Here is a 26,307-nt window from a genome sequence, read left to right as displayed (position 1 = left end):
CTGATCAGCGTTTGAGCAAAGGCGCCAGATAGCGCCCCGTGTGGCTGGCCTCGCAGGCCGCCACGTCCTCCGGCGTGCCGGCCACCAGCAGCGTGCCGCCGCCCGAACCGCCTTCCGGCCCCATGTCGATGAGCCAGTCGGCCGTCTTGATGACGTCCAGGTTGTGCTCGATGACGACGATGGTGTTGCCCGCGTCGCGCAGCTGGTGCAGCACCTTCATCAGCAGCTTGATGTCGGCGAAGTGCAGGCCGGTGGTGGGCTCGTCCAGGATGTAGAGCGTACGGCCGGTGTCGCGCTTGGAGAGTTCCAGCGCCAGCTTCACGCGCTGCGCCTCGCCACCGGACAAGGTCGTGGCGCTCTGGCCCAGCTTCACATAGCCCAGGCCCACATCCAGCAGCGTCTGCAGCTTGCGCGCCAGCGCGGGCACGGCGTTGAAGAGCTGGAAGGCGTCCTCCACCGTCATGTTCAGCACGTCGGTGATGTTCTTGCCCTTGTAGAGCACCTCCAGCGTCTCGCGGTTGTAGCGCTTGCCGTGGCAGACGTCGCAGGGCACGTAGACGTCGGGCAGGAAATGCATCTCCACCTTCAGCACGCCATCACCCTGGCAGGCCTCGCAGCGGCCGCCGGCCACGTTGAAGCTGAAGCGCCCGGGCCCGTAGCCGCGCTCCTTGGCCGTGTTCATCTCGGCGAACAGCTCGCGGATGGGCGTGAACAGGCCCGTGTATGTCGCCGGGTTGGAACGCGGCGTGCGGCCGATGGGCGACTGGTCGACGTTGATCACCTTGTCGAAGGCGTCCAGGCCCTCGATCTCGTCGTGCGCGGCCGGGTCGGCATGGCTCTGGTACAGCTTCTTGGCGACGGCCGCATAGAGCGTGTCGTTGACCAGCGTGCTCTTGCCCGAGCCGGACACACCGGTCACGCAGGTGAACAGGCCCACCGGGATCTCGACCGTCACACCCTTCAGGTTGTTGCCGCGCGCGTTGACGATGCGCAGCCGCGCGTCGTCCGTCGCCTTGTGGCGCTCGGTCGGCACCTCGATGCGCGCGGCGCCGCTCAGGTAGCGCCCGGTCAGCGAGTTGGGGTCGGCCGCCACCTGGTCGGGCGTGCCCTGGGACATGATGCGGCCGCCATGCACGCCCGCGCCGGGGCCCAGGTCCAGCACCCAGTCGGCCGCGCGGATGGCGTCCTCGTCATGCTCCACCACCAGCACCGAGTTGCCCAGGTCGCGCAGCCGCCGCAGCGTGGCGATGAGCCGGTCGTTGTCGCGCTGGTGCAGGCCGATGCTGGGCTCGTCCAGCACATACATGACGCCGGTCAGACCCGAGCCAATCTGGCTGGCCAGCCGGATGCGCTGCGCCTCGCCGCCCGACAGCGTGTCGGCGCTGCGGTCCAGGCTCAGGTAGTTCAGGCCCACGTCGTTCAGGAAGCGCAGCCGTGACGCGATCTCGCGCACGACCTTGTCGCCGATCTCGGCCTTGTTGCCCTTGAGCTTGAGCCCTTCGAAATAGTCCAGGCATTCGCGCAGCGTCGAATGCTCCACCTCGTAGATGGGCCGGCCCTTGAAGCCTTCCGGCGCGTCGGCGGGTTGCAGCACCACGTGACGGGCCTCGCGGCGCAGGCGCGAGCCCTCGCAGGACGGGCAGGGCTTGGCGGCCATGTAGCGGGCCAGGTCCTCGCGCACCGCGGCCGAATCCGTCTCCTTGTAGCGCCGCTGCAGGTTGGGCAGGATGCCTTCGAAAGGGTGCTGGCGCTTGACCTGGCGCTTCTTGCCGGAGGCCGTCTCGGCCTGGTACAGGAAGCTGATGTCCTCCTCGCCCGAGCCGCGCAGCAGCACCTGCCGGGCCGTCTCGGGCAGGCTCTCCCACGGCGCCTCGACGTCGAACTTGTAATGCGCCGCGACCGATTCCAGCAGCGAGAACGTGTACGGGTTGCGCCGGTCCCAGCCCTTGACCGCACCGCTGGCCAGGCTCAGCGTCGGGAAGGCGACCACCCGGTCCGGGTCGAACACGGTGACCTGGCCCAGGCCCTCGCAGCTGGGGCAGGCGCCCACCGGCGAGTTGAACGAGAACAGGCGGGGCTCCAGCTCGGGCAGCGAGTAGGAGCACACCGGGCAGGCGAACTTGCTGGAGAACAACGTGGTCTGGTCGCTGTCCATGTTCAGCACCAGCGCGCGGCCCTCGGCCAGGCGCAGCGCCGCCTCGAAGCTCTCGGCCAGCCGCTGGCGCAGCTGGTCCTGCGCGTCGGCGCGCAGCTTGACGCGGTCGATGACGACGTCGATGTCGTGCTTCTCCGCCTTCTTCAGCGCCGGGATCTCGGGCGCCTCCACCGTGGCGCCGTCGACACGGAAGCGCACATAGCCCTGCGCCTGCAGCTCCTGGAACAGCTCGACGAACTCGCCCTTGCGGTCGCGCACGACGGGTGCGAGCAGCATCAGCTTGGACTCGTCGGGCATGGCCAGCACGGCATCCACCATCTGGCTGACCGACTGCGCCTCCAGCGGCAGGTGGTGGTCCGGGCAGAACGGCGTGCCGGCGCGGGCATACAGCAGGCGCAGGTAGTCGTGGATCTCGGTGACCGTGCCGACCGTGGAGCGCGGGTTGTGCGACGTCGCCTTCTGCTCGATGGAGATCGCGGGCGACAAACCCTCGATGACATCCACGTCCGGCTTGTCCATCAGCTGCAGGAACTGGCGGGCGTAGCTGGACAGGCTTTCGACATAACGCCGCTGGCCCTCGGCATACAGCGTGTCGAAGGCCAGCGACGACTTGCCCGAGCCGGACAGCCCCGTGATGACCACCAGCGCGTGGCGCGGCAGGTCGACGTCGATGTTTTTCAGGTTGTGGGTACGCGCACCGCGCACGCGGATGAACTTCGACTCGGGCGGAGCAGAGGACTGGGGCAAATCAGGAGGCGCCATGGCAGTTTTCACAAGCGAACCGGCCATGATAGGCGGCCAGAATCCAGCGCGTCCAAACACCGACAGGGAGGTCCCGATGAGGACGACATTGCGCACGGTGCTCGTCACGCTGGCGACCGCGCTGGGCGGGGCGGTCGCCAACGCACCGGCCGCCGCGCAGGCTCCGGCGGCACCACCACCCATCGCGGCGTTCTTCAAGAAACCGGCCGTGCGCCAGCCACGGCTGAGCCCCAGCGGTCGCTACCTCGCGATCCAGGCGGTCGGTGCCAACGACCGCGCGCTGCTGGCCGTCATCGACCTGCAGGCCATGGCGCCGCCCAAGATCGTCGCCGGCTTCCAGGACGTGGACATCGTGAGCCACGACTGGGTCAGCGAAGACCGGCTGGTATTCCGCGCTGGCACGGCGCCAGACGGCAAGACCGTCATCTTCTCGACCGGCGTGTGGGCGGTGAACCGTGATGCCACCGGCTACCGGCAGCTGATCGACAGCGTCTCGCGCCATCTCAGCAACGAAACCACCCGCCCGGGCGAGCGGCGGCTGGACATCAACCACCACTTCGCCGGGGTGGTACCTGGCGACAGCAACGAAATATTCGTCGCCCGCTACCCGCTGTGGCGCGGTGACAGCGATGCCCCGGGCGAGCAGATGAGCCGCCTGGATACCGTCACCGGACGGCTGCGCAACCTCAGCGAAGGCCTGCCGGACTACGTCTATGACTGGACCATGGACTGGCGCGGCGAGCCACGCGCGGTGTCGGCCGCGTCCAACGGTCGCAACCGCCATTACCTGCGCGAAGCGGACGGCCGCTGGAAGCTCTGGAAAGAGGACGACGCCTACACCGGCGGCACTTTCAAGCCTTACTGGTTCGGGCCCGACGGACAGACCTTGGTGCTGGACGGCTGGCAGGGCTTCGAGGCGGTGTTCCAGCTCGACCCGAAGACCCAGCAGCGCGAGGCCGAGCCGCTGATCACGTTCAAGGGCTACGACTACCAGGGCGAGTTGCTGTTCGACCCAGACGCCCGGCGCCTGCTGGGCCTGCGCCACGAGACGGAAGCACCCGGCACCGTGTGGCTGGACGCAACGATGAAAGCCCTTCAGGCCGACATCGATGCCAAGCTGCCCGGCAGCGTCAACCAGATCGAATGCCGGCGCTGCCTGAACGCCACGCACCTTGTTGTCACGGCGCTGTCCGACCAACACCCACCCATCTACTACACGTACAAGCCGGCCAACAAGCAGCTGCAGCCTCTGTCCAGCCAGCGCCCCGACATCCGCGTGCAGGACATGGGCCAGCGCGACTACCACCGCATCAAGGCCCGCGACGGGCTGGAGCTGCCCGTGCTCGTCACGCAACCGGCGGGTGGCGTCGGCAAACAGGCGCGGCCCGTCGTCGTGCTGGTGCACGGTGGCCCCTACCTGCGCGGCACGCACTGGGCCTGGGAGCCCGACGCGCAGTTCCTGGCCAGCCGTGGCTACCTGGTGCTCGAACCGGAATTCCGCGGCAGCACCGGCTACGGCTTCCGGCATTTCCAGGCCGGCTGGAAGCAGTGGGGCCTGGCGATGCAGGACGATATCGCCGACACGCTGGCCTGGGCCGTCAAGCAGGGCTGGGCCGACCCCAAGCGCGCCTGCATCGCGGGTGCCAGCTACGGCGGCTACGCGGCCATGATGGGCGCCGTCACCCAAGGCGACCTCTTCAAGTGCGCCATCAACTGGGTCGGCGTCACCGACATCGGGCTGATGTCCAGCATCCAGTGGAACGGCATCTCCGAGGAATGGCAACGCTACGGCATGAAGCGTCTCGTTGCCGACCCCGACACCGACGCCGAGCAGATGAAGAAAACCTCGCCACTGCAGCGCGCGAAGGAAATCCGCATGCCGCTGCTGATGGCCTATGGCGGCAGCGACTACCGGGTGCCCATGCAGCATGGCACAGACATGAAAGCCGCGCTGCGCCCGGACCAGGATGTCGAATGGGTCGTCTATCCCGACGAAGGCCATGGCTGGTTCGACCTGAAGACCCATGAAGACTTCTGGGGGCGCGTCGAGCGCTTCCTGGCGCGAAACATCGGCGCGACTGCGCCCAAGTGAAACGCCCCACGAGGGCCAGAGGGAGGAACCCATGATTCGACGACTGATCATCGCCGCCACGCTGCTGGCGGGCCTGGCGCAGACCGCCACGGCCGCGCCGCCACCCATCGCCGACTTCTTCAAGACCCCTGCCGTCCAGGCGCCCAAGCTCAGCCCGAGCGGGCGCTATCTGGCCATCCTGACGGCCGGCCAGGGTGGGCGGGTGCGCTTGGCCGTCATCGACCTGGAGACCATGCAGCCCGGCAAGGTCGTCGCCGGCTTCAGCAACGTCGACATCACCGGCCACCATTGGGTCAACGAGGACCGGCTGGTGCTGCAGGCCCGCAGCCCGCAGGACGGCACGCAGGAGGTCATCGCCCCCGGCCTTTGGGCCGTGGACCGCGACGGCAGCGCCTTCCGCCAGCTCATCATCAGCCACTTCGGCCCCAAGGACGCCACGTCCACGACGATCAACGATCGCCGGCTGGAGGGCAACTGGCGCTTCCACAGCACGGTGGCGGCCGGCGGCGACGAAGTCCTGGTCATGCGGCACCGCTGGGCGTCCGAGCCGGAGTCCGTCGGCGTGCAGATGTCCCGGCTCAACACGCGCAATGGCGCACTGCGCAACCTGAACGACGGCCTGCCGCCCAACATCAACGACTGGGTGACCGACGGGCAGGGCGAGCCGCGCGCCGTCACGTCCTATCAGGGCGGCGGCAGCAAGATCTTCCTGCGCCAGCCCGACGGCCGCTGGAAGCTGTGGCAGGAGCTGAAGAGCTACTACGACGCGCATGCGGAGCCCTACTGGTTTGGCGCCAAGGGCGAGATGCTGGCGCTGCAGAGCTACCAGGGCCATACGGCGCTGTTCAACGTCAATGCCGAGACCTTGAAAGCCGAGGCCCAGCCACTGCTGAACCTGAAGGGCTATGACTTCAACGGCCGGCTGATCGTCGACGCGCCCAGCCAGCGCCTGCTGGGTATGCAGTTCGAGACCGACGCCCCCGGCAGCGCCTGGTACGACCCCACCATGAAGGCCATGCAGGCCGACATCGACGCCAAGCTGCCCGGCACGGCCAACCAGATCGAGTGCAGCCGCTGCCTGGATGCCAAGTACATCGTCGTCACGGCGCTGTCCGATCAGCAGCCGCCGCTGTACTTCCTCTACAAGCCGGCGGACAAGAGTCTGCAGGCCATTGCCGCACTGCGGCCCGAGATCAAGGCGGCCGAGATGGGCCAGCGCGACGTCTATCGCATCCCCGCGCGCGACAAGCTGGAGCTGCCCGTGCTGGTCACCCAGCCGCCGGGCAAGGCACAAGGGGCGCGGCCGGCCGTCGTGCTGGTGCATGGCGGGCCCAACGTGCGCGGCACGCACTGGGCCTGGGAGGCGCAGGCCCAGTTCCTGGCCACCCGCGGCTATGTCGTGCTGGAGCCCGAGTTCCGCGGCAGCACCGGCTATGGCTGGACGCACTTCCGCGCCGGCTGGGCGCAATGGGGCCTGGCCATGCAGGACGACCTGGCCGACACGCTGGCATGGGCCGTCAAGCAAGGCTGGGTGGACCCCAAGCGCGTGTGCATCGCCGGCGCCAGCTACGGCGGCTATGCGGCGCTGATGGGCGCCGTCAAGCAGGGCGACCTGTTCCGCTGCGCCATCTCGTGGGTGGGCGTCACCGACCTCGAACTGCTGTCCAGCATCCACTGGAGCGACGCTTCGGACGAGTGGAGGAACTACGGCATGAAGAACCTCATCGGCGACCCCGTGGCCGACGCGGAGCGCTTCAAGGCCACGTCGCCGCTGCAGCGCGCCCGCGAGATCAAGATGCCGCTGCTGGTCGCCTATGGTGGCGAAGACCGCCGCGTGCCCATCAAGCACGGCACCGAGTTCAAGGCGGCGCTGCGGCCCGGGCAGGACCTGGAATGGGTGGTCTATCCCGACGAAGGCCATGGCTGGCTCGAGCTGAAGTCCAACGAGGACTTCTGGGGCCGCGTGGAACGCTTCCTGGCCCGGCATCTGCCCCCCGGCAACTGACCGTTCATCCGCGCCGCCTGCAGCTGGCGGCGCGGCTCTGACGCTTCATCGCAGCGCCCTGGCGGCGCCTGGGTCCGGTGACGAAACTGTTTCCATCGACACAGCAATCCCGCTGTGCAGACACCCAAAGGAAGCATCATGAAGACCACCGTCCTGATCCAAGCCGCCGCCGTCGCCGCCTTCGCGTTCAGCGCCTTCGCCGCCAGCGCCGCCCCCCAGGAAGTCAAGACCCTGCCGCGCGTCGTCGTCACCGGCAAGGCCACGCAGGAAGTTGCCCAGCTGCCGCGAGTCGTCGTCACCGGCTACGCCACCCGCGAGATCGCTCAGCTGCCCCGCGTGACCGTCACGGCCCGCCGCGCCTGAGCCCTCCATGACGATGTCCCTGACGACGAACCCCCGAGCCGAGTCGCCGGCGCAGCAGGCCGGTGGCCACCGCTGCGCCGCCGAGTCGGCTTGGCGCAACGCTTTGACACAGCTCTGAAAGACAATCGGGCTTCTTCATCGGAGCCCGCTTGTGAAAGAAGAGCTGCCCAAACGCCGGTCCTGGCTGGATGGCTTCATGGCCTACCCCGCGCCGGCCGGCCTGAGCGAAAGCCAACTGCGCGAGAACATCATCCTGCTGGACCAGGCGCTGTACGCGTTGTGGAACCTGGGTGACAACCTCATCTATGCCTGGACGCCCGAGGCGCGCGGCTTGCGCGTGCTCGTTGCGCCGCACCCGATGCTGACCGAGTTCGCGCTCGGCGACGGCACGCTGGCGCCGGCCGAGCTGACGCGCCGCGCACGGCTGCTGGACAAGCTGCTGTCCAACCAGGAGCACCTCGACACCCATGCCTTCGACGCCGTCGCCGCTGCGCTGGGCGTCGCGCCGCTGCTCATCGAGCTGCCCTTCGCGCCCGAGCGCGGCCTGGGCCTGCCGCTGATCGCGGCCGTCGCGGCGCGCTACGGCATCCGCCTCGTCGAGGACCGCGCCGTCATCCTGTTCGACGCCGTCGGCTTCTCGCTGCTGACGCCGCTGCAGCAGGTCGTGCAGCTGAACAGCCTGTCCTGCTCGGTGAACGCCGCCTACGCCAAGCTGCTGGACCGCGAGATCAACATCAACTTCGCGCGCACGACGACGGGCGACGGCTTCTACATCTGGAACCGCATGCGCGGCATCGAGGCCAATGTCGAGCTGTACCAGCTGATGCAGTTCATCCTGGCCGACAACGCGTTGGCCCAGGAGCGCGCGACGCGACCCGAGTCGGTGCCGCGCCTGCGCGCCTGCTTTCACGTCGGCTCGCACTACGAGTTCTACCAGTCCGAAGGCCTGAACCCGACGTCGTTCAGCTACCTGGTCGGCCAGGTCACCATCGAGCTGGCGCGCATGATCGACAACGCCCAGCCGGGCCAGATCCTGGTCGGCAAGTTCAACACGCTGATGCACGACGAGGCCAGCGGCGCCGACGTGCGCATCGACAGCCTGGACTTCGTCGAGCGCACGCGCGCACCGCTGCGCAGCCTGAACGGGCTGAAGCTCGCCGGCTCCGAGGTCGACGAGATCGCCTGCTACCTGACCGGTCGCCGTGACGCGACCGGCCTGTGGGGCATCAGCGAATACCAGATCGCCGACAAGCACGGCCTGATCCACCGCGTCTACAACGCCAAAATCAACATCCACCGCCGCAACGGCGAGCCCATCTACCTGGGCCTGCGCGAGGAAGACCTGCCGCCCGACGCGCCGCGCACGGTGGCGGACACCGATTTCACGCCGCTGCAAGGTTGACGAAGGGCTGAGGGCGACAAGGCCTTAGAGCAAGGCCTCCAAAACGGCTTGTTTCATTGGGTGTAACAGGAATGCAACGGCTAGGATGCCCGGCGTTGTGACCGAGTCCCCCGCTCCCTTTGCCGCCAGCCCCAGCGCCGTCGGCCAGCGCCGGCTGCTGACGCTGCTCTTCGTCGACCTGAGCGCCTCCACGGCGATGGCGGAGTGGATGGAGGCCGAGCACTACGCGGCCATGCTGGCCGGCCTGCGCGCCCTCTACGAACGCATCGTGCCCCACCATGGCGGCGTCATCGCGCGCATCCAGGGCGACGGCATGCTGGCCGTGTTCGGCCACCCCGAGGTGCGCGAGGACGACGGCCGCCGCGCCACCGAGGCGGCGCTCGAACTGCACGCCGCCGTGCGCGGCCTGATGCCGCCCGGCCCGCGCCCGGCCGACAGGTCCGGCTTCAAGGGCCTGACGCTGCACAGCGGCATCCACGCCGGCGTCGTGCTCGTCAACGAGGGCGACCAGATGCGCGGCCGCTTCGAGCTGCTGGGCAATGCGCCCAACATCGCGGCCCGCCTGTCCGAGGCCGCCAAGGCGGACGAGATCATCGCCAGCGACGAGAGCCTGGGCCTGCAGAGCCAGTTCTTCGAGACCGGCCCGCGCTTCAGCCTGCAACTGCGCGGCCGCGCGACGCCGCTGGCCGCCTACCGCGTGCTGGGCCGTGCCGCCATCGGCCGGCGTTTCGAGGCCAGCATGCGCCGCGGCCTGGCACCCTTCGTCGGCCGCGGTGCCGAGCTGGCGACGCTGGAAGCCGGCCTGGCCCACGCGCTGGCCGGCCACACGCTGTGGCTGGGCCTGCGCGCCGGCGCGGGCGTGGGCAAGACGCGGCTGACCGAGGAGTTCCTGCGCCGCGCGGCGGACCAGGCCTGCCGCATCCACCGCGGCTACTGCGAGAGCTACCTGAGCGCCGAGCCGCTGCAGCCCTTCCTGCAGATGCTGCGTGCGATGGACGGCCTGGGCCAGATGCAGGACGCGCCGCCCGAACTGTTCGCCGCCCAGCACAGCACGGCGGCCCAGCGCGCCGATGCGCTGCTGACGCTGCTGCTGGCGCTGGCGCGGCGCACGCCGCAGCTGGTCTTCATCGACGACCTGCAATGGGCCGACGACGCCTCGCTGCGCCTGCTGCACCGGCTGCGCAGCGCTGCGGAGCGCGAGGGCCTGCCGCTGCTGCTGCTCAGCGCCAGCCGGCCCCAGCCCACCACGCTGCCCGGCGCCAACGACGACCCCGCCCAGCTCATCGAGCTGCCGCCGCTGACCGAGTTGGAGGCCGCCCGCGCCGTGCAGCAACTGCTGCCGCAGATCGACCCCTTCATCGCCTCCGAGGTGCAGCGCCACGCCGGCGGCAACCCGCTGTTCATCGAGGAGCTGTGCCACGCCGCGGCCGACAGCGGCGGCGGCCTGGTCGAGGGCCAGAGCAGCTCGGCCTGGCTGGCGGCGCTGGTCGAATCACGCGTGGGCCGCCTGCCGCCCGAGCAGGCCCAGCTGGTGCGCGTGGCCGCCGTCATCGGCAACGTCATCCCGGTGTGGCTGCTGGAGGTGTTGTCGGGCTATGGCGAGCAGCACCCGGCCGTGCAGGCGCTCGCCGCGCAGGACTTCATCTTCCCGGACCAGCGCCCTGGCCACCTGCGCTTCAAGCACGGCATCACGCGCGACGTCGTCTACGAAGCCACCGGCCTGCACGAGCGCCAGACGCTGCACCGCCACATCAGCGTCGCGCTGAGCGCGCGCGGCGGTGCCGAGGACCAGCTGCACGAGCAGCTCGCCTATCACGACGCCGCCGCCAACGACTGGCCCGCCGCCGCCCGCCACGCCGAGGCCGCCGGCGACCAGGCGCTGGCCGCATCGGCGCTGGACCGCGCGAAGAAACAGTTCCGCGCCGCGCTGGCCGCGCTGGAGTTCCTGCCCGATGGCGACGACGAAGGCCGCGCGCGCCGCCGCCGCTGGGTCGGCATCGCGCAGCGCCTGGGCATGGCCTGCGTGTTCGACGCCTCGCAAGACGACTTGCGCGTGCTCAGGCATGCCGCCGCGCTGGCCCAGGAAGACGGCGACCTGGGCCTGATCGCCCGCACCGAGTATTGGCTGGCCTACGTGGGCTATGCGCTGGGCGAGACGCGCGACAGTCTGGCCCACGCGCGCGCCGCCGTCGACACCGCGCAGCGCTGCGGCGACAACGCGCTGCTGGCCCAGCTGCCCGGCACCGTGGGCCAGCTGCAGGCCGCCGCGGCCGACTATGCCGAGGCCATGCCGATGCTGGACCTGGCCATCGCCCGGCAGCGCCAGCGCGCCAGCAAGAGCCCGGCCAACCAGATCGGCCTGTCCTACTCACTGTGCTGCCGCGCCTATGTGCTGGGCGACCAGGGCTTGTTCGCGCAGGCGCACGAGGTGTTCGCCGACGCGCTGGCGCCCTTTGACGGCAGCGGCCACGCCGTCGAGGCCAGCATCCAGGGCTGGCGCGCCGCCGTCTTCCTGTGGCAGGGCCGCTGGGCCGAGGCGCGCGCGTCCGCGGCCGTGGCCCACCGCGTCGGCGCCCAGGTGCGCAGCATGTTCACCTGCGCGATGGGCCATGCCGCCGGTGCCTACGGCGCGTGGATGCAGGCCGCGGACCCGGTCGCGCGCCAGCACATCCTCGACGCCACGGCCTGGCTGGCACCGCGCGGCGGCGGCCTGTACAGCAGCTTCAACCATGGCTGGCTGGCCGACATCCTGTCCACGCAGGGCGATGCTGGCGCCGCGCGGCACCACGTCGCGCTGGCACTCAAGCGCGGCCGCCAGCACGACTGGATTGGCGGCGCGATGGCCTACCGCGCGGCGGCGCGGCTGGCGGCGCGGGTGGGCGACACGGACCGCGCCCGGCGCTACCTGGCGCTGGCGCGCGGGGCCGGCGAGCAGCGCAACTCCGACCACGAGGCGGCCGTCACGGCGCTGTTGGAAGCGGAGCTGAAGCTGGACGGCGGCTGGCAGGCGGCACTGGTGCGGTCACTGGACGAGTTCCAGCGCATGGGCATGACGGGCTTCCTGAAGCGCGCACAGCGCCTGGGCGATAGCTGAACCCGCCCCACTGCGGGCATGCACCGCAACAGGTCGGCAACGGAAGTTACGGCTTTGAAGTCGCCGCCCGCAGCTTCGTGAAACCACGTATCCATAAAAACAGAACGCTGTTTCATAGTTGCCTTGCGATGCGCGGCGATGCCGCACCGACCTGACGTCGCCGCGCCCTGGCGCGCGGATCGACCGGTAGCGACCTGACGTCGGCACTGGTTCCTTTCTCCCCACACGACAAGCCTCTTGCTTCGGCGCGCGCCAGCCCGCCGCGGAGGCCGGCTGCGCGCCCCACGGAAGGACCCCGCGTCGCCACAACATCAGGAGACATTCCCATGACGATCTTGAAGAAGATGACCCCGCCGCCGCTGCCGGCGATCCGCCCCGCGGGCGCCGCGCTGTCGCTGCTGCTGGCCGCCTCGGCCGCGCACGCGGTGGACTGGCCCTCGGGCTATTCGAAATGCGCCGACGAGGGCGAGACCTGCAAGGCCGGCACCAGCACCCGCCCCGTGTCCTTCGGCATCAAGGACAAGTGGGTCATCAAGAACCTCAGCGGCAACATCGCATGCACGGTGGCCACCTTCGGCTCCGACCCCAACCCGGGCATCACGAAGAAGTGCGCCGTCGGCCCGGTGGGCAGCCCGGCGCCTGCACCCACACCCACGCCGGCTCCCGCACCGACTCCCACGCCAGCCCCGGCACCCACGCCGACACCAGCCCCCGCGCCCGCCCCGGCCGGCCACAGCGGCGGCTATGGCGGCACGGTGACCGGCGGCGGAACCAAGACGGCGGTGACGGTCAGCACGGCTGCGCAGATGCAGGCGGCCCTGAACGCCTATGACGGCAGCTCCGGCCTGGTGCTGCGCTACACGGGCACGTTCGACTTCGGCGCCATCACCGACTCCTGCGCGCAATGGCAGAAGCCCGCCGGCACCGTCGTCGAGATCAAGAACAAGAACAACGTGACCATCGAAGGCGCCAACGGCTCGTCGGCCAACTTCGGCCTGGCCATCAAGGCCGCGGCGCAGAACATCATCATCCGCAACATGACCATCGGCCTGCTGCCCGGCTCCATCGACGCCATCGGCATCGAAGGCCAGAGCGGCGGCATCCCGGGCTACATCTGGGTGGATCACAACACCTTGTTCAGCAGCCTGAAGGAGTGCAGCGGCGCGGGCGACCTGGAGTTCGACGGCCTCATCGACAGCAAGGCCGGCGCCCACCACATCACCTATTCGTACAACCACATCCACGACCACCAGAAGGTCGGCCTGATCGGCTCCAGCGACAGCGACGCCAGCGACCGCTTCATCACCTTCCACCACAACTACTACAAGGACGTGAACTCGCGTCTGCCGCTGCAGCGCGCCGGCTACACGCACCTGTACAACAACCTGTACAGCGGCGTGAAGACCTCCGGCGCCAACATCCGCATGGGCGGCTACTCGCTGATCGAGGGCAACTGGTTCGAGAACGCGCAGAACCCGGTGACCTCGCGCGACAGCTCGTCCATCGGCTTCTGGCAGCTGCGCGGCAACAACATCACCAGCCCGGCCGACTTCGCCACCTACGGCATCACCTGGGTGGCCAGCGGCTCGTCGCCATCGCGCGACGCGACGGACTGGGCCAGCACCGCCACCTTCCCGCTGGGCATCCCCTACAGCTACGCGCTGCAGGCACCGTCCTGCGTGAAGCAGAAGCTGTCGGCGGCGGCTGGTGCCGGCACGGGGCTCGCGAAGGTCAGCTGCTGACGCCCTGAGCGCAACGCCCGGGCCTGCGCAAAGCGGGCCCGGGCTTGTACGGCCGCAGCGTTGCCTGAGAAGATGGTGCACGCGAGGAGGCCCATGGATCCGTCCACCATCGATCCCAACCAGTTCATCCATATGCGCATGGTGCTGGGCATGGTGGTCAGCCTGGCCATCGCCAGGCTGCTGTCGGGCTTCGCGCGCTTCGTGCAGCACCCGGGCCGGCTCAAGGTGTACTGGATCCACATGCTGTGGGCCATCCACGCGCTGGTCATGCTGATCCACTTCTGGTGGTGGGAATTCGCACTGAGCCGCATCGGCCCGTGGCACTTCGGGCAGTTCGCGTTCCTCATCGCGTACAGCGCCACGCTGTATCTGCTGTGCGCGATGCTGTTCCCGGACGACATCGCCGAATACAAGGGCTACAGCGACTACTTCATGTCGCGGCGCCGCTGGTTCTTCGGCATCCTGGCGCTGGTGGTGGTGCTGGACGTCATCGACACCTCGCTCAAGGGCCTGCCCCACCTGCGCGCGCAGGGTCCGGAATACGGGCTGCACACGGCGCTGGTGCTGCTGCTGTGCGCCGTCGCGGCGTCGACGACGAACCCGCGCTTTCACGCGCTGTTCGTCAGCGCCAGCCTGGTCTACCAGGCGTCGTGGATCTACCGGCTCTACGACGTGCTGGCCTGATGGCGCGACGCGCTTGCGCGCCTGCTGAAACCACGAGAGTCGGGGGCGGTGCCAATGCCGTCATTCGGGCGCCAGCGTCTTGGCCCAATGCCACGCCTGTCGCATCAGCTCGCGCAGCTCTGCGTCCTGGTGATTCAACGTCAGCGCGGCAATCGATTCCTGAAAGCCTGGTGGCGCGTTGCCCTTCTGAATTTGGACGAGACAGGCGAGAACTCGGTGCTGCACTTCGTTGATCGAACGCAATTGCCAGGGCCTGTCCAGCTCTTCCGTCCGCGGGCGATAGCTGTAGCGTCCGACAACCGTCAATTGATGTGCCAGCGCGCTCAGGAAAAGCAGCTTGCGCTCGCAAGGCAAACCGGCAAGCCAATCCCCCTGTTCTACGGCGTCGTGCATGCGCTGCCTCGTCAGATCGCGAACGCGTTCAGATCCCCATCGCCACCACCGTCGGCGCTCCCGTGAAGCGCATGACGCCGGCATCCAGCACCGCCGCGATGACGCCCAGCATGACGCCCATGCCCATCGCATAGCCGGGGCAGGCGTGCGGCGGCGGGCCGGCCGGGTCGGCGCGGTCGCCGCCGAAGAAGATGTGGTGGCGCAGCGGGTCCTGCTGCGTGGCGGAGCCCAGGCCCACGACCAGTTGGCGGCCGGCGGCGATGTCCACGCCGCCCAGGCGGTGGTCGCTCAGCGCGCGGCGCCAGATCTGGAAGGGCGTGGGGCGCTGGTTCAACGTGGCGATCAGCGTCGGGCGCAGGCGGGCGACGGCCTCGGCATGGCGCTGCGCGGGTGTCGCGGTGTCAGGCACCTCGTGCCAGATGGGCTGCAGCTCCCACAGCTTGCGCGTCTGCACCCAGGCGGCCAGCGCGGTGACGAGGTTGCCGTGCGTCGTCGGCGGGAAGCCCAGCATGACGCCGGCCAGCGTGCGCGCGGGCAGGTCGGCCGGCGCACCGGGCACGGCCGCGGCGATGGCGACGATCTTCTGCGTCAGCGGCGGCAGCTGCTCGGCCGGCGTGCGGGACAGCCACGTCGTGATCGCGGCGAGCAAGCCCTGGCCCGCATCGCGCCCGGCCTGGCAGACGGCCGGGCTGGGATGCGGGCCGAACACGTAGCGCGACACGCGGAACAGCTCGCGCGGGCAGCGCGGCGCCGCCGGCTGGCCGGGCGGGTGCAGTTCGGTCCCCCACACGGCGGCGCCATCCGGCTGGCCGAACCAGACATTGCACAGCTTGGCCATCACGCCTTCGCTGAGCCGCTCGAGGTCCAGCGGCGTGTCGGCCGGGATGCCGTCGGGCCGCTGCCCGGGCGGGAAGGCGGCCAGCAAGCCCTGCGCCTCGAGCTTGAGCTGTGCGAGGCCGCCCTGTGCGACCTGGTAGGCCGCCGCAAAGGCCTGCGCCTCGCTGATGCTTTCCAGCACCGTGTTGACCAGCGGCGCCTGCTCCTTGTGGCCGTTGTCGTCGTCCATGCCGAGGAAGCCCTCGCCGATGGAGTCGCGCATGCGCTCGCCATAGCCCTTCACGGAATAGCGCGCGGGCTGGTTGCGCAGCACCTCCTGCACGCGGTCGGCGGCACCGACCAGCACGCCATAGGCCGTGTCGACCACGCCGCCGGGCTGGGCGCGCACCCAGGCCCAGGCGGCGTCGCGGCTGTTGGTGTCTTCCAGCCAGCGCTGCCAGGCGGCGAAGTCCTGCGGGTCGGGCGCGCGCGCCGGCACGGGCGTGGGGGCGGGCAATGGCAGAGGCAGCTCGGCCAGCCCCGGCAGGGCCTTCAGCGCCGGGATGGACGGCACGAAGAAGTAGGCGCCCCACTGCAGCGTGATGAAGGGCTGGTTGCCGAGGTGGATCTCGTGTGCCTTGCCCTTGTGCTCAAACGGGTAGACGCGGGGCCCCCCGCTCGGGTCCACCACGCCTAGCATGGGGTCGCTCTGCGCGGAGTAGCCGCCGCTCGCGTTGCCGCCCGCCATCCAGCGCTGCACGACCTCGAACTGCTCGGCCAGGTGGGCGTTGTAGGCCATGAAGATGAGGCCGCGGTCGGCATCGTCCACCGGCTTGGTGGCATGGGCCGGCGGGCCGTAGCTCATGCCGCGGCGCAGGATCCTGGGCATGCGCCGGGTCAGCGCGGAGTTGGCGGCGATGTCGCGCGGGTTGGCGCGGCGGATGTGGGCGTGGAAGGGGCAGCGCGCGCCGTCGCCGTCCTTTTCGTAGTTGAAGTCGTTCACGGCGGCCTCGTCCGCGAGCGGGCGGCCGTCGCGCCAGCGGCCCATCAGCTTGGCCATCAGCAGCTCCTTGGGCAGGCGCAGCCGCTTGGCCTCGGCCGCCAGGCGGCTGTCCAGCCGGCCGACGTACTGGCGCAGCTTGCGGACCACGAGGAAGCTGCCGCGGTCCAGCAGCGCGTCGGGCTGCTCGGGCACGACATGGCCCTTGTCGCGCAGCGTCGTGAAGCCCTGCAGGATCTCGCCGGTGGGCACCTGGTCGTCCCACAGCTGTCCGCCGCTGGGCTGCAGGCCGGGCTGGCTGATGCCGTCCTTGAAGCCGAAGTTCTCGCTGTCCTTGGCGTTGCTGCGCAGCGGCTCGATGGCCATCAGCGCCAGGCCCGTGCCCTGCGTCAGCGCCTGCGCAGCGGCGTCCAGGCGGCGGCGGTCGTCCTCGGTGACGTCCTCGCCCTTGGCGCGGCTGACGAAGCGCACCTGCACCAGCACATGGGCGTTGGCCGGGTCCAGCCGGTCGCGGCCGTTGACGTGCGGTGCCAGCGCCCAATGCGCCGGGTGGTTGTGGCGCACATCGCCCAGCAGGCCGGCGCGCGCGGCCATGCCTTCCTTGAAAGCCTGCGGGAAGCGCTCCAGCCGCGCCGCCGGCAGGCCCAGGGCACGCAGGCCGGCCAGGCTCAGCGCGATCTGGCGCCAGACGCCGTCGGCCGGCGCCTCGCCCTCGTGCGGCACGGGCGCGGTGGACAGCCAGGCCAGCGCCTGGGCGGGCTGGGCGATGCGCAACAGCACCAGCGCACCGCGGTTGGCGGGCAGCTTGGTCAGCATGCCGGCCTGCAGGTCGCTGGAATCCAGCGACAGGGGGCGCGGCGTCGGCGCGGGCAGATGCAGCACGGTCTCGAACCAGGCCAGCATCTCGTGGTGACGGCGGCGCAGCAGCTCGCCCGGCGAGTTGCCGGCGCCGAGCGGGAACTGCGCCTTGGTGTCCAGCTGCGCCAGCTCGAACAGCACGTCCTGCGTGGCGCGCAGCAGGCAGGCGCCGTCCGGCGCGCCGGCGCCGAAGAAGCGCTGCAGCGTGAACATCCCCGCCAGCGGCACCAGGCCGCGCGCCGCCATCGCGAAGCGCTCGGCCGGGTCGGTGGGCAGTGGCGGCGTCTGGCCGGAGGACGGCGCGCGCAGCCGACCCGCGGCCAGCTCGTCGGGGGCGCCGCGCTGGGCGGCTTCCAGCCGGGCCAGGTACTCCGCGTCGCCGACCGTGCGGCCGGACTCGATGAACAGGAAGTCCGCCGACACCTCGCGCTCGCGCACCCAGCGTGCATAGGTGTCGAAGCTGCTCTCGCAGGACAGCGTATAGCCCTCGGTGTGGCACAGCATCAGGTCCAGCGTGGAGCCCAGCTGGTCCCAGATGACCCGCATGTAGGGTTCCCAGCCGCCGTCGAAGTTGACGCTGAGCAGCAGCCGGTCGGGTGCGCCGTTCGTGCCGTCGATGACCGTCCAGCGGAAGGAGTGGACGATGCGCCAGCGCGCGACGATGTCGGAATAGGGCGAGGCCGGCGCGCTCGACTCGCGCGACCCCAGCCGCAGGCCGTTGAGCGTGCGCAGCACCTTGCGCAGCCGGTCCACATAGGTGACCACTTCCAGCGCATCGACGAACCCGGGCTTGATGTCCGCCAGCAGGTTCAGGTCGGTGATGCCGCCGAGTTGGACGTCGTTGCCGCGTGCCATTGTTCTCCCCCTAGATTGCGGGCAGCAGTATGGCGGCGCGCCGTGACGCGCGCGGCCCGCTTTGCCCACAAGTTTGATTAGGGCTCATCGGCCGCAACTGCAACTCACGCCGCAAAACACGCAACCTATCGCAAACCCTAGGACTATCAAGCCCTCCCCCGGCACATTCACGTCCATCGAACCGGGAGAGCACACATGAACCGCATCAGCACCACCACCGCCCGCAGCCGCCTGCAAGCCGTCAGCGCCGCCGTCCTCGTCGCCATGACCGCCCTGACCGGCGCGGCCTGGATGACCATCGCCACGCCGGACGACGGCCCCACCGTCATCCAGCTGGAGCGCGTCGTCATCGAAGGCACGCGCACCGACACGACGGCCGAGGTGCAGCAGCTGCCGCGCGTCGTCGTCGTGGGCCGCCGCGACGCGACGGCCGACGGCGCCCAGGTCGCCAGCGCCTGTGTCGCGCCGGCCGTCTGCTGATCAGCGTCCCAGGACTCTCAGGATCTCGCGGCCGTAGGCCTCGAGCTTCTTCGCCCCCACGCCGCTGATCTCTCCCAGTTCGACCAGATCCCCCGGCACGACGCGCGCCATTTCGGCCAGCGTCGTGTTCTGGAAGATGACGTAAGCCGGCAGGCCGTGCTCCTTGGCCACCTCGGAGCGCCAGGCCTTCAGCGCCTCGAAACGCTCATGCCCCTCGGCATCCAGGCCCAGCGCCGGATCGGTCTTGGGCTTGGCGCCCGCGCGTGAGGACTTGCCGCGCGGCTTCTTCTCCTCCGCCTCGCGCAGCCGCAACTCCACCTCGCCCTTGAGCACCGCCCGCGCGCTGTCCTGCAGCGCCAGCGTGTTGAACTCGCCCTCGGCCGCCACGTGGCCCAGCGAGATCAGCTGGCGCAGCACCGCACGCCACTGCTGTTCGGACAGATCCGACCCGCAGGCCCAGGTCGACAGCTGCTCATGGCCATACTGCCTTGTCTTGTCCGTCGCCTTGCCGCGCAGCACGTCGATCAGGTGGCCGGCGCCAAAGCGCTCGCCGCGCTGGTGGAAGCGGTAGATGCAGCTCAACAGCTTCCTGGCCGCCTCGGTGCCGTCCCAGGTCTGCGGCGGGTTCAGGCAGTTGTCGCAGTTGCCGCACGGCTTCGCGTCTTCGCCGAAGTAGTTCAGCAGCCGCACGCGCCGGCAGTCCGTCGCCTCGGCCAGCGCCAGCAGCGCATCCAGCTTGCCGCGCTGGCCTTGCTTGAAGACCTCGTCCGCCGGGCTGTCGTCGATCATGCGGCGCTGGTTGACGACGTCGGCCAGGCCGTAGGTCATCCACGCCTCGGCCGGCGCGCCGTCACGGCCCGCGCGGCCGGTCTCCTGGTAGTAGCTCTCGATGTTCTTGGGCAGGTCCAGGTGGGCCACGAAGCGCACATCGGGCTTGTCGATGCCCATGCCGAAGGCGATGGTGGCCACCATGACCAGACCCTCCTCGCGCAGGAAGCGGTCCTGGTGGCGGCGGCGCACGTCAGCGTCCAGGCCGGCGTGGTACGGCAGGGCCTTGATGCCCTCGCTCTCCAGCCACACCGCCGTCTCATCGACCTTCTTGCGGCTCTGGCAGTAGACGATGCCGGCCTCGCCCTCGTGCTCGTCGTTGATGAAACGCAGCAGCTGGTCGCGCGGCGAGGCGCTCTTCTCGGCGATCAGGTAGCGGATGTTGGGCCGGTCGAAGCTGCTGATGAAGACGCGCGCGTCCTGCAGCTGCAGCCGCTGGATGATGTCGGCCCGCGTCAGGTCGTCGGCCGTGGCGGTCAGCGCGATGCGCGGCACATCGGGGAAGCGTTCGTGCAGCAGGCTGAGCTGCAGGTACTCCGAGCGGAAGTCGTGCCCCCACTGGCTGACGCAATGCGCCTCGTCGATGGCGAACATCGACAAGAGGCCACGCTCGTGCAGCGAGGTCAGCTGGGCCAGGAAGCGCGGCGTCGTCAGCCGCTCGGGCGCGGCGTACAAGAGCGTGAGACGCCCGCTCATCATCTCGCGCTCGATGCGGCTGGCCTCCTCGCCGGTCTGGCTGCTGTTCAGGAACGCCGCGTGCACGCCGGCCTCCTCCAGCGCGCCGACCTGGTCGTGCATCAGCGCGATCAACGGGCTGACGACGATGGCCACGCCCTGCTGGCGCGTGTGCCGCACGATGGCCGGCACCTGGTAGCACAGGCTTTTGCCGCCGCCCGTGGGCATCAGCACCAGCGCGTCGCCGCCGGCGGCCACTTCCTGGACGATGTCGGCCTGCTGGCCGCGGAAGGCGGTGTAGCCGAAAACTGCTGACAGGACCTGGTGGGCTGCGGATTGCAGGTCGTCGGAGGCTTGGGGAAGATGCAGGGGCGGATTCATTCAGCCGCCATTGTCCCAGGAGCTTCTCCATGCCCACACCCGCCGAGCTGCGTGAGCGGCTGATCCGCAATTTCAACGACGCCCCGCGCGAGCGCTTCGTGCGAGCGCCGCTCTACGACACCGAGACCGCCAGCATGACCCAGGGCACCGCGGCGAAGCGGCTGGGCGCCAGCTTCGACATCGTCGCGCCCGGTCAGATGAGCTGCCCCTACCACCTCCACCATGCGGAGGAAGAGATGTTCATCGTGCTGCAGGGCGAGGGCACGCTGCGCGTCGCCGGCGAGCGCCTGCCCATCGCGGCCGGCGACGTCATCACCATCCCGCCGGGGCCGGAGTACCCGCACCACATCATCAACACGTCGGACGCGCCCCTGCACTACCTCAGCATCAGCACGATGGAAAAGCCCGAGGTCTGCGAGTACCCGGACTCGGGCAAGGTCGGCGTGTTCTCGACGGAGCTGCGCCTGCTGCAGCGGCGCGAGGCGGCGCTGGACTATTGGGACGGCGAGCCGTGACGGCTGCGCCAGGCCCGCCGACTCGCACATGGAGCTGAAAGCGGGCGCTCCCCTACACAACAACTTCTGGGCGGTGACGAGTAGTGAGCGTCACACCTAGGCTCTCAGCGGCAACAGCACCCCGATGGTCGCCATGGTCGCGCCGCACACGCGGTTGAAACCTCGCCCCACCCGAGCCAGCCGTTCGTTGATGTGCTGAGCCATGCCGGCGATCAACATCTCGGTGGCGAACTCGACGGCGGCGAAGGTGCCAGCGATGACAAGGAACTGGGTGGAGAGCGGGCGTGCCGGGTCAATGAAGCCGGGCAGAAAGGCGCTGAAGAACAACAGCACCTTGGGGTTGGTCACGGCGGACAGCAGCCCCTGCAGAAGCATGGCACCGGCGGTGGTCGCCTTCGCGGCGTCCGCAGCATGGATGCCCACCGGCGGTGATCGCCACACCTGGATGCCCAACCACACCAGATAGGCGCCGCCGACCCACTTCATGACGGTCAGCGCGATGGCCGACGCATGCAGCAGCGCGCCGATGCCGAACATCGCCAGCGCGATGACAGCAACAAAGCCGATGGTGCCGCCCATGACTGTGAACGCGGCCTTGCGCCATCCGTGCACTGCGCCATGCGTCAGCGCCAGCAGGCCGTTAGGGCCGGGTGACAGCGACAGACCGACGATGGCGGCAAGGTAGAGGAGCCAGGTATTCAAGTCCACGATGGTGCGGTTCCGCGCAATGCTGGGCCATAAGAAGGGCGCATGCCATCAGGCCGCCTCAACCCTCGCGCAATAGGCATCGAAGGCACGCTTCCACGCCGGCCGGGCCAGGCACCGGTCGCGGTAGGCCATAACGCTGGAGTAGGGCGCGATCAGGGTCTCGTCCTTGACACCCGCTGAAAGCACATGGGCCATCAGAATGTCCGCCACCGTGAAGCTGTCCGTCGCGACGAACTCGCGCCCGGTCAGCCAGCGTTCCAGGTTGCCCAGCACGCGATTCACCCAACCCACCAAGAACTCGCGGGGCTTGGCGCAGCCGCCGTCGGCAGTCCAGTCATGGACCATCAGCGCCATCAAGGGCAGTTCCACCGTGCTCAGCGCGGCAAAGCACCAGCGCGACACCTGCGTCTCGCCAGCGAAATCTGCCGGCATGAGTTGGCCAGTCTTTTTCGCCAGGTGAATGAGGATGGCGGCCGATTCGGAGACCACGATCCCGTCGTCGTCGATCGCCGGGATTTGCTCGAAAGGACTGAGCCGGCGGTAGGCCTCGGTGTTCAGGTCGTGTGCCGGATGGTCCATGCCGGCAATCTCGAAGGGCAACTGCATCTCTTCCAGTGCCCAGAGCACGCGCAGGTCGCGGGTGTGGGTGCGCGCACCGGCGTTGACTTTGGCAAATCCGTAGAGCGTGAGCATGGGGGGCCTTTTCAGTGATTCAACTCGGAGCTCACGATAGGTTCACCGGCGCATGCCGCAGAGCCACAGAGTCAGATCAGTTCGGCCAGCACAGATCGCACCCCGCCGCAGCTGTACCAGCCGCATAGGTGGTCGTCTGTTCCAGTCAGGCCGCACAGCACAGGGACAAAATGCCCCCATGTCAGCCCTGCCAGAGTCAGCGGAGCCCGCGACGTTGTACCTTCGGATCGCAGACAGCATCGCCGCGCCCATCCGCAACGGCACGTTGGCGCGTGGTGAGCGCATCCCCTCGGTGAGGGAGCTGTCGCGCCGCCACGGCGTGTCGCTGGGCACCGTGGTGCAGGCCTACCGGCTGCTGGAGGATTCACGCCTCATCGAAGCCCGGCCGCGCTCGGGCTACTTCGTCACGGCACCACCGCCCGGCTTGCCCGAACCCGATGCTTCCAACCCGCCAGCCAGTTCGCTGGCCGTGGACGTCAGCTCTTTGGCCGAACGCGTCATGCAGCTCGCGCACGATCCGAGCTACATCTCCTTCGGAGCCGCTTGCCCCAGCCCAGAACTGTTCTCGCAGGAACGCCTGCGCCGGGCAGTGGCCCGCGCCGCACAGCGCCATGGCGCGTCGCTGACGCGCTATGCCATCGGTCCGGGCGACGAAGGCCTGCGCCGCGCCATTGCCCGTCATGGGCTGTACTTGAGCTGCCAGCTCGACGCGCGCGACATCGTGGTCACGAACAGTTGCCTGGAGTCCATTGCGCTGTGCCTGCGTTCGGTGACCCGGCCGGGTGACGTTGTGGCGCTGGAATCGCCGACGCTGTTCAGCTTCCTCGTCATCCTGGAGAGCCTGCACCTTCGCGCGCTGGAGATCCCCACCCACCCGCGCACCGGGCTGTCCGTCGACGCGCTGCAGCTCGCCTTCGACACCCAGCCCGTGAAGGCCGTTCTGGCCGTGCCCACGCTGTCCAATCCGATAGGCGCCTGCATGCCGCTCGCCGAGCGCCGGCGACTGGCACAGATCGTGGCCGAGCGCCGCATACCGCTCATCGAAGACGTGTTGTGCAACGCCCTGGCCGCGAGCGACGAGCACCGCCGGGCCGTGCGCGGCTTCGATCCCACCGGCCACGTCATGCTCTGCGGCTCTTTCTCCAAGACCGTCGCGCCCGGGTTGCGTCTGGGCTGGGTGGACGCCGGCCGCTGGAGCGCACAGGTCGCGCGACTCAAGCAAGCCACCAGCGGCAGCCAGTCCGCCGTGCTCGAACAAGCGCTGGCGGATCTGCTTACCCAGCCCGGCGCCGAGGCTGGCCGACGCCGGCTTCGCGACGCGCTTGCCACCCGTGTCGACGAGGCCCGCCGGCTCATTGCCCGCCATTTCCCGCCCGGCACGCGCGTGACCAATCCTGCCGGCGGTCTGATCCTGTGGGTGGAGCTGCCGCTTGGCACCGACGCGCTCGCGCTCCACCAAGCGGTTCTGGCAGAGGGCATCGTCGTCTCGCCCGGCACCATGTTCAGCGCCACCGACCACTTCCGCCATTGCCTGCGGCTGGGCCTCGGCGGTGATTGGGACGAGACGCACCGGCGGGCGCTTCAGCGCCTAGGGATGCTCGCGACGGTACAGGGTCGACAGGCGTACCACCGTTGAGGTCGCTCTGCGCGTGCCGAACGGCAAACACAGGCAACGACCCAAAGGGGAAATCTGCTGTGCTGAACTCCATCCTGGAAGGGCGCCCTTCCGACCGGCACCGGGAACCCGTCGACGGCGAGTGGACTGCAGGCCGAGAACGCCCAGGCTCAAGGTGACCATGGCCAAGGTGGCGGGTTCAGGGACATCCATCGTGGGTGTCCTGAGGGTGGCCACCAGCGGAACTGGGTTGAGGACTGAACCCAGGGCGATTCCGCCAAGAGAAACATAGGAGCCCGCCAGCCCGGTGCCAAAGCCGAGGCCCCCGCCATTCCCACTCCAATCCTGACCGTTGTCAGAGTCGTTGCGCCCGCCAAGGAAGAACTGCCCTGTCGCGGCATCGAAGTTGAAGTTGAAGGCAGCCTCCGAGGGCGCCGTCGCGTTCGACTCGAAGGATGTCCCGGTCACGAAGCCCTCGAAGAACAGGTTGGCAACTTCACCATCTCGAACGGCACCATCGGCAGCATCGGCCGAATCAAAGCTGAAGTAGCCCGCCATGGCGTAGCCGCCGTTGCCGGTCCACGCGAAGTCGTACGTCACGGGATGGGCGTGGGCGGCGAGAGGCAGCGAGAGCATCGCGGTCGCCAAGGCAACGCAGCGCGGACGCAGCAAGCGCTTTGCCCAGGACCTCAGGCGTCTGATCGCGACCCGCTTCAAGAGGTCAGTGGCTGAACAGCTTTCGGTCATCATGCCTGCTCTCCCATGAAGTTCAAATGGCTCGCAGGCGATGCCACGCCACGTGCCGGGAATTGCTTGGCGCTGGCGCGTTCATGCCCCAGCGCGTCGAACAGCCGGGTCATGCCGGCACGCCGAGCCGCCTCGATCAGGGTTTGTTCGATCACGTCACGCTGCGCGTGGCTGCCGCCAAGGCGGTGCGCCACGTGACGCACCGGCCTCAGCAGCTGGACGGCCTGCTCATAGCGGCCGTCACCGAATGCCTTGATCGCACGCGTTGCGTTCTGGCCTACCTCGAACGTGAACCCGGCGTTGTCGTCATCGCGTTCGGTGGCGCCGTTCTGGGCGCCGAGCAGCGCGTGAGCGTTCGCCGTGCGTCCGGCGGCGGCGAAGGCCATCATCGCGTGCATGTCGTTGAAGGCGTAGTTCGCTGCAGTGGACAGCGGCACCCAGCGGTCGGCCAGCGCCCGCCAGCGGTCGCCGACATCAATGCCGCGCAGGTGCAGGCGCCACAGCAGCGACGAGGCGTCGACCATGTCCAGCACCACGCCGGACGCAGCGCCGCAGATGGGACCGTCAACCAGCGCCAGCACTTCGTCAATCTGGTCCAGATCGAGGTAGTACAGCGCCAGGTGCCACCAGTTGTGCACGGCAAAGAAGCTGTTCTGGCCCCAGGCTGAGACGTTGCCACGCATCCATTCGATGCCTTCCGTCCGCCGTCCCTGCATTTCCAGCACATGGGCCACGGCATGCTGGCCCCAGCCGTCGAGCGGCTGGATCTCCACGCAGCGGCGGCCCAGCGCTTCGGCGCGATCGAAGCGCCCGGTCTCCTCAAGCCCGAAGGCCATCATGCCGAGCACGGCATGGAACCCGGTCGTGCCGCTGCCCCAGTGCGGCAGCGCGCGGGCGATGCGGTCGTGCAGCATGCGCGAGTCGCCGCGAAAGAAGTCGATCTGGTGGCCCGCCTGGAGTGCCAGCGCGTCCAGCGGGTGGTCGATGCTGAGGTCTTCCAGCGCGCGCCCGGCGTCTGCCCAGCGCCCGCGCACCAGGTGGCCCACCGCGGCCAGGTGGCCCTGCTCGCGGTCGCTCATCGGCAGCGCCAGTGCGCGTCGGTGCGACTCGCGCGCCACGCCGATGCCCGCGGGTTCCGTCCCGAGCAAGTGCAGGTAGGCGTGCAGCAGATGGCCCATCGCCATCTCGGGGCTGGCCTCGAGCGCTGCCGTGACACTGGCCACCGGGTCGCCGATGAAGCAGCGCAGCTGATGGAGGGCTGTTTCGAGATGGTCGAGCGCGGCGGGCGTGCTGCCGCTGACGACAAGGCCGGCGGAGTCCTGGAGGTTCATGGGCCTTCCGAGAAGTCAGGATGTCAGGAAACCCATGGTCGCCGTGCAGGCCTCTTCAGGTCCTTGCCGTCGCCCTGAATTTCGCCTGAATCGCGAGCGGTGCAGAGGGGCGA

General features: G+C 69.2%; 18 protein-coding genes. 10 read left to right on the top strand and 8 right to left on the bottom strand.

The window, feature by feature from the left end; translation table 11 throughout:
* Positions 1-4: 4 nt before the first annotated feature.
* On the bottom strand, positions 5-2,917 hold the full coding sequence (gene uvrA / locus AC1D29_RS14310; protein ID WP_477898428.1) for an excinuclease ABC subunit UvrA: 2,913 nt from the start codon (positions 2,915-2,917) through the stop codon (positions 5-7).
* Between the two features lie 76 nt (positions 2,918-2,993).
* Here uvrA and AC1D29_RS14305 point away from each other — a divergent pair, with 76 nt between their 5' ends.
* From AC1D29_RS14305 to AC1D29_RS14275, 7 genes are all read left to right on the top strand, one after another.
* Positions 2,994-5,009, top strand: coding sequence for an alpha/beta hydrolase family protein (locus AC1D29_RS14305; protein ID WP_477898426.1), 2,016 nt, complete (start codon positions 2,994-2,996; stop codon positions 5,007-5,009).
* A gap of 31 nt (positions 5,010-5,040) precedes the next feature.
* Positions 5,041-7,014, top strand: a complete 1,974-nt coding sequence (locus AC1D29_RS14300; protein WP_477898424.1) for an alpha/beta hydrolase family protein — start codon at positions 5,041-5,043, stop codon at positions 7,012-7,014.
* A 138-nt stretch (positions 7,015-7,152) separates the two neighbouring features.
* Positions 7,153-7,377 (top strand): hypothetical protein, encoded by a 225-nt coding sequence (locus AC1D29_RS14295; RefSeq protein WP_477898422.1) that lies wholly within the window; start codon positions 7,153-7,155, stop codon positions 7,375-7,377.
* A 151-nt stretch (positions 7,378-7,528) separates the two neighbouring features.
* Complete coding sequence (locus tag AC1D29_RS14290; protein WP_477898420.1) at positions 7,529-8,779, top strand: hypothetical protein; 1,251 nt, start codon at positions 7,529-7,531, stop codon at positions 8,777-8,779.
* 97 nt (positions 8,780-8,876) lie between these two features.
* A complete protein-coding gene (locus AC1D29_RS14285; protein WP_477898418.1) occupies positions 8,877-11,873 on the top strand; it encodes an ATP-binding protein in 2,997 nt (998 codons plus the stop codon).
* 326 nt (positions 11,874-12,199) lie between these two features.
* Positions 12,200-13,615, top strand: coding sequence for a pectate lyase family protein (locus tag AC1D29_RS14280; protein ID WP_477898416.1), 1,416 nt, complete (start codon positions 12,200-12,202; stop codon positions 13,613-13,615).
* A 93-nt stretch (positions 13,616-13,708) separates the two neighbouring features.
* On the top strand, positions 13,709-14,299 hold the full coding sequence (locus AC1D29_RS14275) for a hypothetical protein (RefSeq protein WP_477898414.1): 591 nt from the start codon (positions 13,709-13,711) through the stop codon (positions 14,297-14,299).
* 60 nt (positions 14,300-14,359) lie between these two features.
* Here the strand turns inward: AC1D29_RS14275 and AC1D29_RS14270 are convergent, their stop codons facing one another.
* Both AC1D29_RS14270 and AC1D29_RS14265 read right to left on the bottom strand, forming a co-directional pair.
* On the bottom strand, positions 14,360-14,692 hold the full coding sequence (locus AC1D29_RS14270; RefSeq protein WP_477898412.1) for a hypothetical protein: 333 nt from the start codon (positions 14,690-14,692) through the stop codon (positions 14,360-14,362).
* A 28-nt stretch (positions 14,693-14,720) separates the two neighbouring features.
* A complete protein-coding gene (locus tag AC1D29_RS14265; protein ID WP_477898410.1) occupies positions 14,721-18,221 on the bottom strand; it encodes a Dyp-type peroxidase in 3,501 nt (1,166 codons plus the stop codon).
* A gap of 195 nt (positions 18,222-18,416) precedes the next feature.
* On the opposite strand from AC1D29_RS14265, the gene AC1D29_RS14260 reads away from it, so the two are divergent.
* The gene (locus tag AC1D29_RS14260) at positions 18,417-18,701 is read left to right on the top strand and encodes a hypothetical protein (RefSeq protein WP_477898408.1); all 285 of its coding nucleotides are present in this window, start codon (positions 18,417-18,419) and stop codon (positions 18,699-18,701) included.
* On the opposite strand, the gene recQ is transcribed toward AC1D29_RS14260, so the two are convergent.
* Positions 18,702-20,585 (bottom strand): DNA helicase RecQ, encoded by a 1,884-nt coding sequence (recQ, locus tag AC1D29_RS14255; RefSeq protein WP_477898406.1) that lies wholly within the window; start codon positions 20,583-20,585, stop codon positions 18,702-18,704. It lies immediately after the preceding gene.
* A 29-nt stretch (positions 20,586-20,614) separates the two neighbouring features.
* Here recQ and AC1D29_RS14250 point away from each other — a divergent pair, with 29 nt between their 5' ends.
* On the top strand, positions 20,615-21,100 hold the full coding sequence (locus AC1D29_RS14250) for a cupin domain-containing protein (protein ID WP_477898404.1): 486 nt from the start codon (positions 20,615-20,617) through the stop codon (positions 21,098-21,100).
* 96 nt (positions 21,101-21,196) lie between these two features.
* On the opposite strand, the gene AC1D29_RS14245 is transcribed toward AC1D29_RS14250, so the two are convergent.
* Together AC1D29_RS14245 and AC1D29_RS14240 are read right to left on the bottom strand one after the other, a co-directional pair.
* Positions 21,197-21,808, bottom strand: coding sequence for a LysE family translocator (locus tag AC1D29_RS14245; protein WP_477898402.1), 612 nt, complete (start codon positions 21,806-21,808; stop codon positions 21,197-21,199).
* A gap of 48 nt (positions 21,809-21,856) precedes the next feature.
* Complete coding sequence (locus AC1D29_RS14240; protein ID WP_477898400.1) at positions 21,857-22,501, bottom strand: glutathione S-transferase family protein; 645 nt, start codon at positions 22,499-22,501, stop codon at positions 21,857-21,859.
* A gap of 178 nt (positions 22,502-22,679) precedes the next feature.
* Here AC1D29_RS14240 and AC1D29_RS14235 point away from each other — a divergent pair, with 178 nt between their 5' ends.
* Positions 22,680-24,137 carry an aminotransferase-like domain-containing protein gene (locus AC1D29_RS14235; protein ID WP_477898398.1) on the top strand — a complete coding sequence of 486 codons (1,458 nt, stop codon included), beginning with the start codon at positions 22,680-22,682 and terminating at the stop codon, positions 24,135-24,137.
* On the opposite strand, the gene AC1D29_RS14230 is transcribed toward AC1D29_RS14235, so the two are convergent.
* A complete protein-coding gene (locus AC1D29_RS14230; RefSeq protein ID WP_477898396.1) occupies positions 24,090-24,866 on the bottom strand; it encodes a PEP-CTERM sorting domain-containing protein in 777 nt (258 codons plus the stop codon). The two genes, AC1D29_RS14235 and AC1D29_RS14230, sit on opposite strands and share 48 nt — an antisense overlap.
* Positions 24,863-26,194 carry a tetratricopeptide repeat protein gene (locus AC1D29_RS14225; RefSeq protein ID WP_477898394.1) on the bottom strand — a complete coding sequence of 444 codons (1,332 nt, stop codon included), beginning with the start codon at positions 26,192-26,194 and terminating at the stop codon, positions 24,863-24,865. The genes AC1D29_RS14230 and AC1D29_RS14225 overlap by 4 nt, the downstream gene beginning before the upstream one ends.
* Between the last annotated feature and the right edge of the window lie 113 nt (positions 26,195-26,307).

The organism is Roseateles sp. P1_C6, from assembly GCF_056406315.1.
Note: the sequence above shows the minus strand (reverse complement) of the source record. Positions and strands in the feature narration are given on the sequence as shown.

Bases quoted from the DNA above. Each gene is read 5' to 3' on its own strand.
- AC1D29_RS14270 (WP_477898412.1), bottom strand. From the start codon at position 14,692: ATGCACGACGCCGTAGAACAGGGGGATTGGCTTGCCGGTTTGCCTTGC.
- AC1D29_RS14260 (WP_477898408.1), top strand. From the start codon at position 18,417: ATGAACCGCATCAGCACCACCACCGCCCGCAGCCGCCTGCAAGCCGTC.
- AC1D29_RS14250 (WP_477898404.1), top strand. From the start codon at position 20,615: ATGCCCACACCCGCCGAGCTGCGTGAGCGGCTGATCCGCAATTTCAAC.
- AC1D29_RS14275 (WP_477898414.1), top strand. From the start codon at position 13,709: ATGGATCCGTCCACCATCGATCCCAACCAGTTCATCCATATGCGCATG.
- AC1D29_RS14235 (WP_477898398.1), top strand. From the start codon at position 22,680: ATGTCAGCCCTGCCAGAGTCAGCGGAGCCCGCGACGTTGTACCTTCGG.
- AC1D29_RS14240 (WP_477898400.1), bottom strand. From the start codon at position 22,501: ATGCTCACGCTCTACGGATTTGCCAAAGTCAACGCCGGTGCGCGCACC.
- uvrA (WP_477898428.1), bottom strand. From the start codon at position 2,917: ATGGCGCCTCCTGATTTGCCCCAGTCCTCTGCTCCGCCCGAGTCGAAG.
- AC1D29_RS14300 (WP_477898424.1), top strand. From the start codon at position 5,041: ATGATTCGACGACTGATCATCGCCGCCACGCTGCTGGCGGGCCTGGCG.
- AC1D29_RS14305 (WP_477898426.1), top strand. From the start codon at position 2,994: ATGAGGACGACATTGCGCACGGTGCTCGTCACGCTGGCGACCGCGCTG.
- AC1D29_RS14225 (WP_477898394.1), bottom strand. From the start codon at position 26,194: ATGAACCTCCAGGACTCCGCCGGCCTTGTCGTCAGCGGCAGCACGCCC.
- AC1D29_RS14280 (WP_477898416.1), top strand. From the start codon at position 12,200: ATGACGATCTTGAAGAAGATGACCCCGCCGCCGCTGCCGGCGATCCGC.
- AC1D29_RS14265 (WP_477898410.1), bottom strand. From the start codon at position 18,221: ATGGCACGCGGCAACGACGTCCAACTCGGCGGCATCACCGACCTGAAC.
- AC1D29_RS14295 (WP_477898422.1), top strand. From the start codon at position 7,153: ATGAAGACCACCGTCCTGATCCAAGCCGCCGCCGTCGCCGCCTTCGCG.
- AC1D29_RS14230 (WP_477898396.1), bottom strand. From the start codon at position 24,866: ATGATGACCGAAAGCTGTTCAGCCACTGACCTCTTGAAGCGGGTCGCG.
- recQ (WP_477898406.1), bottom strand. From the start codon at position 20,585: ATGAATCCGCCCCTGCATCTTCCCCAAGCCTCCGACGACCTGCAATCC.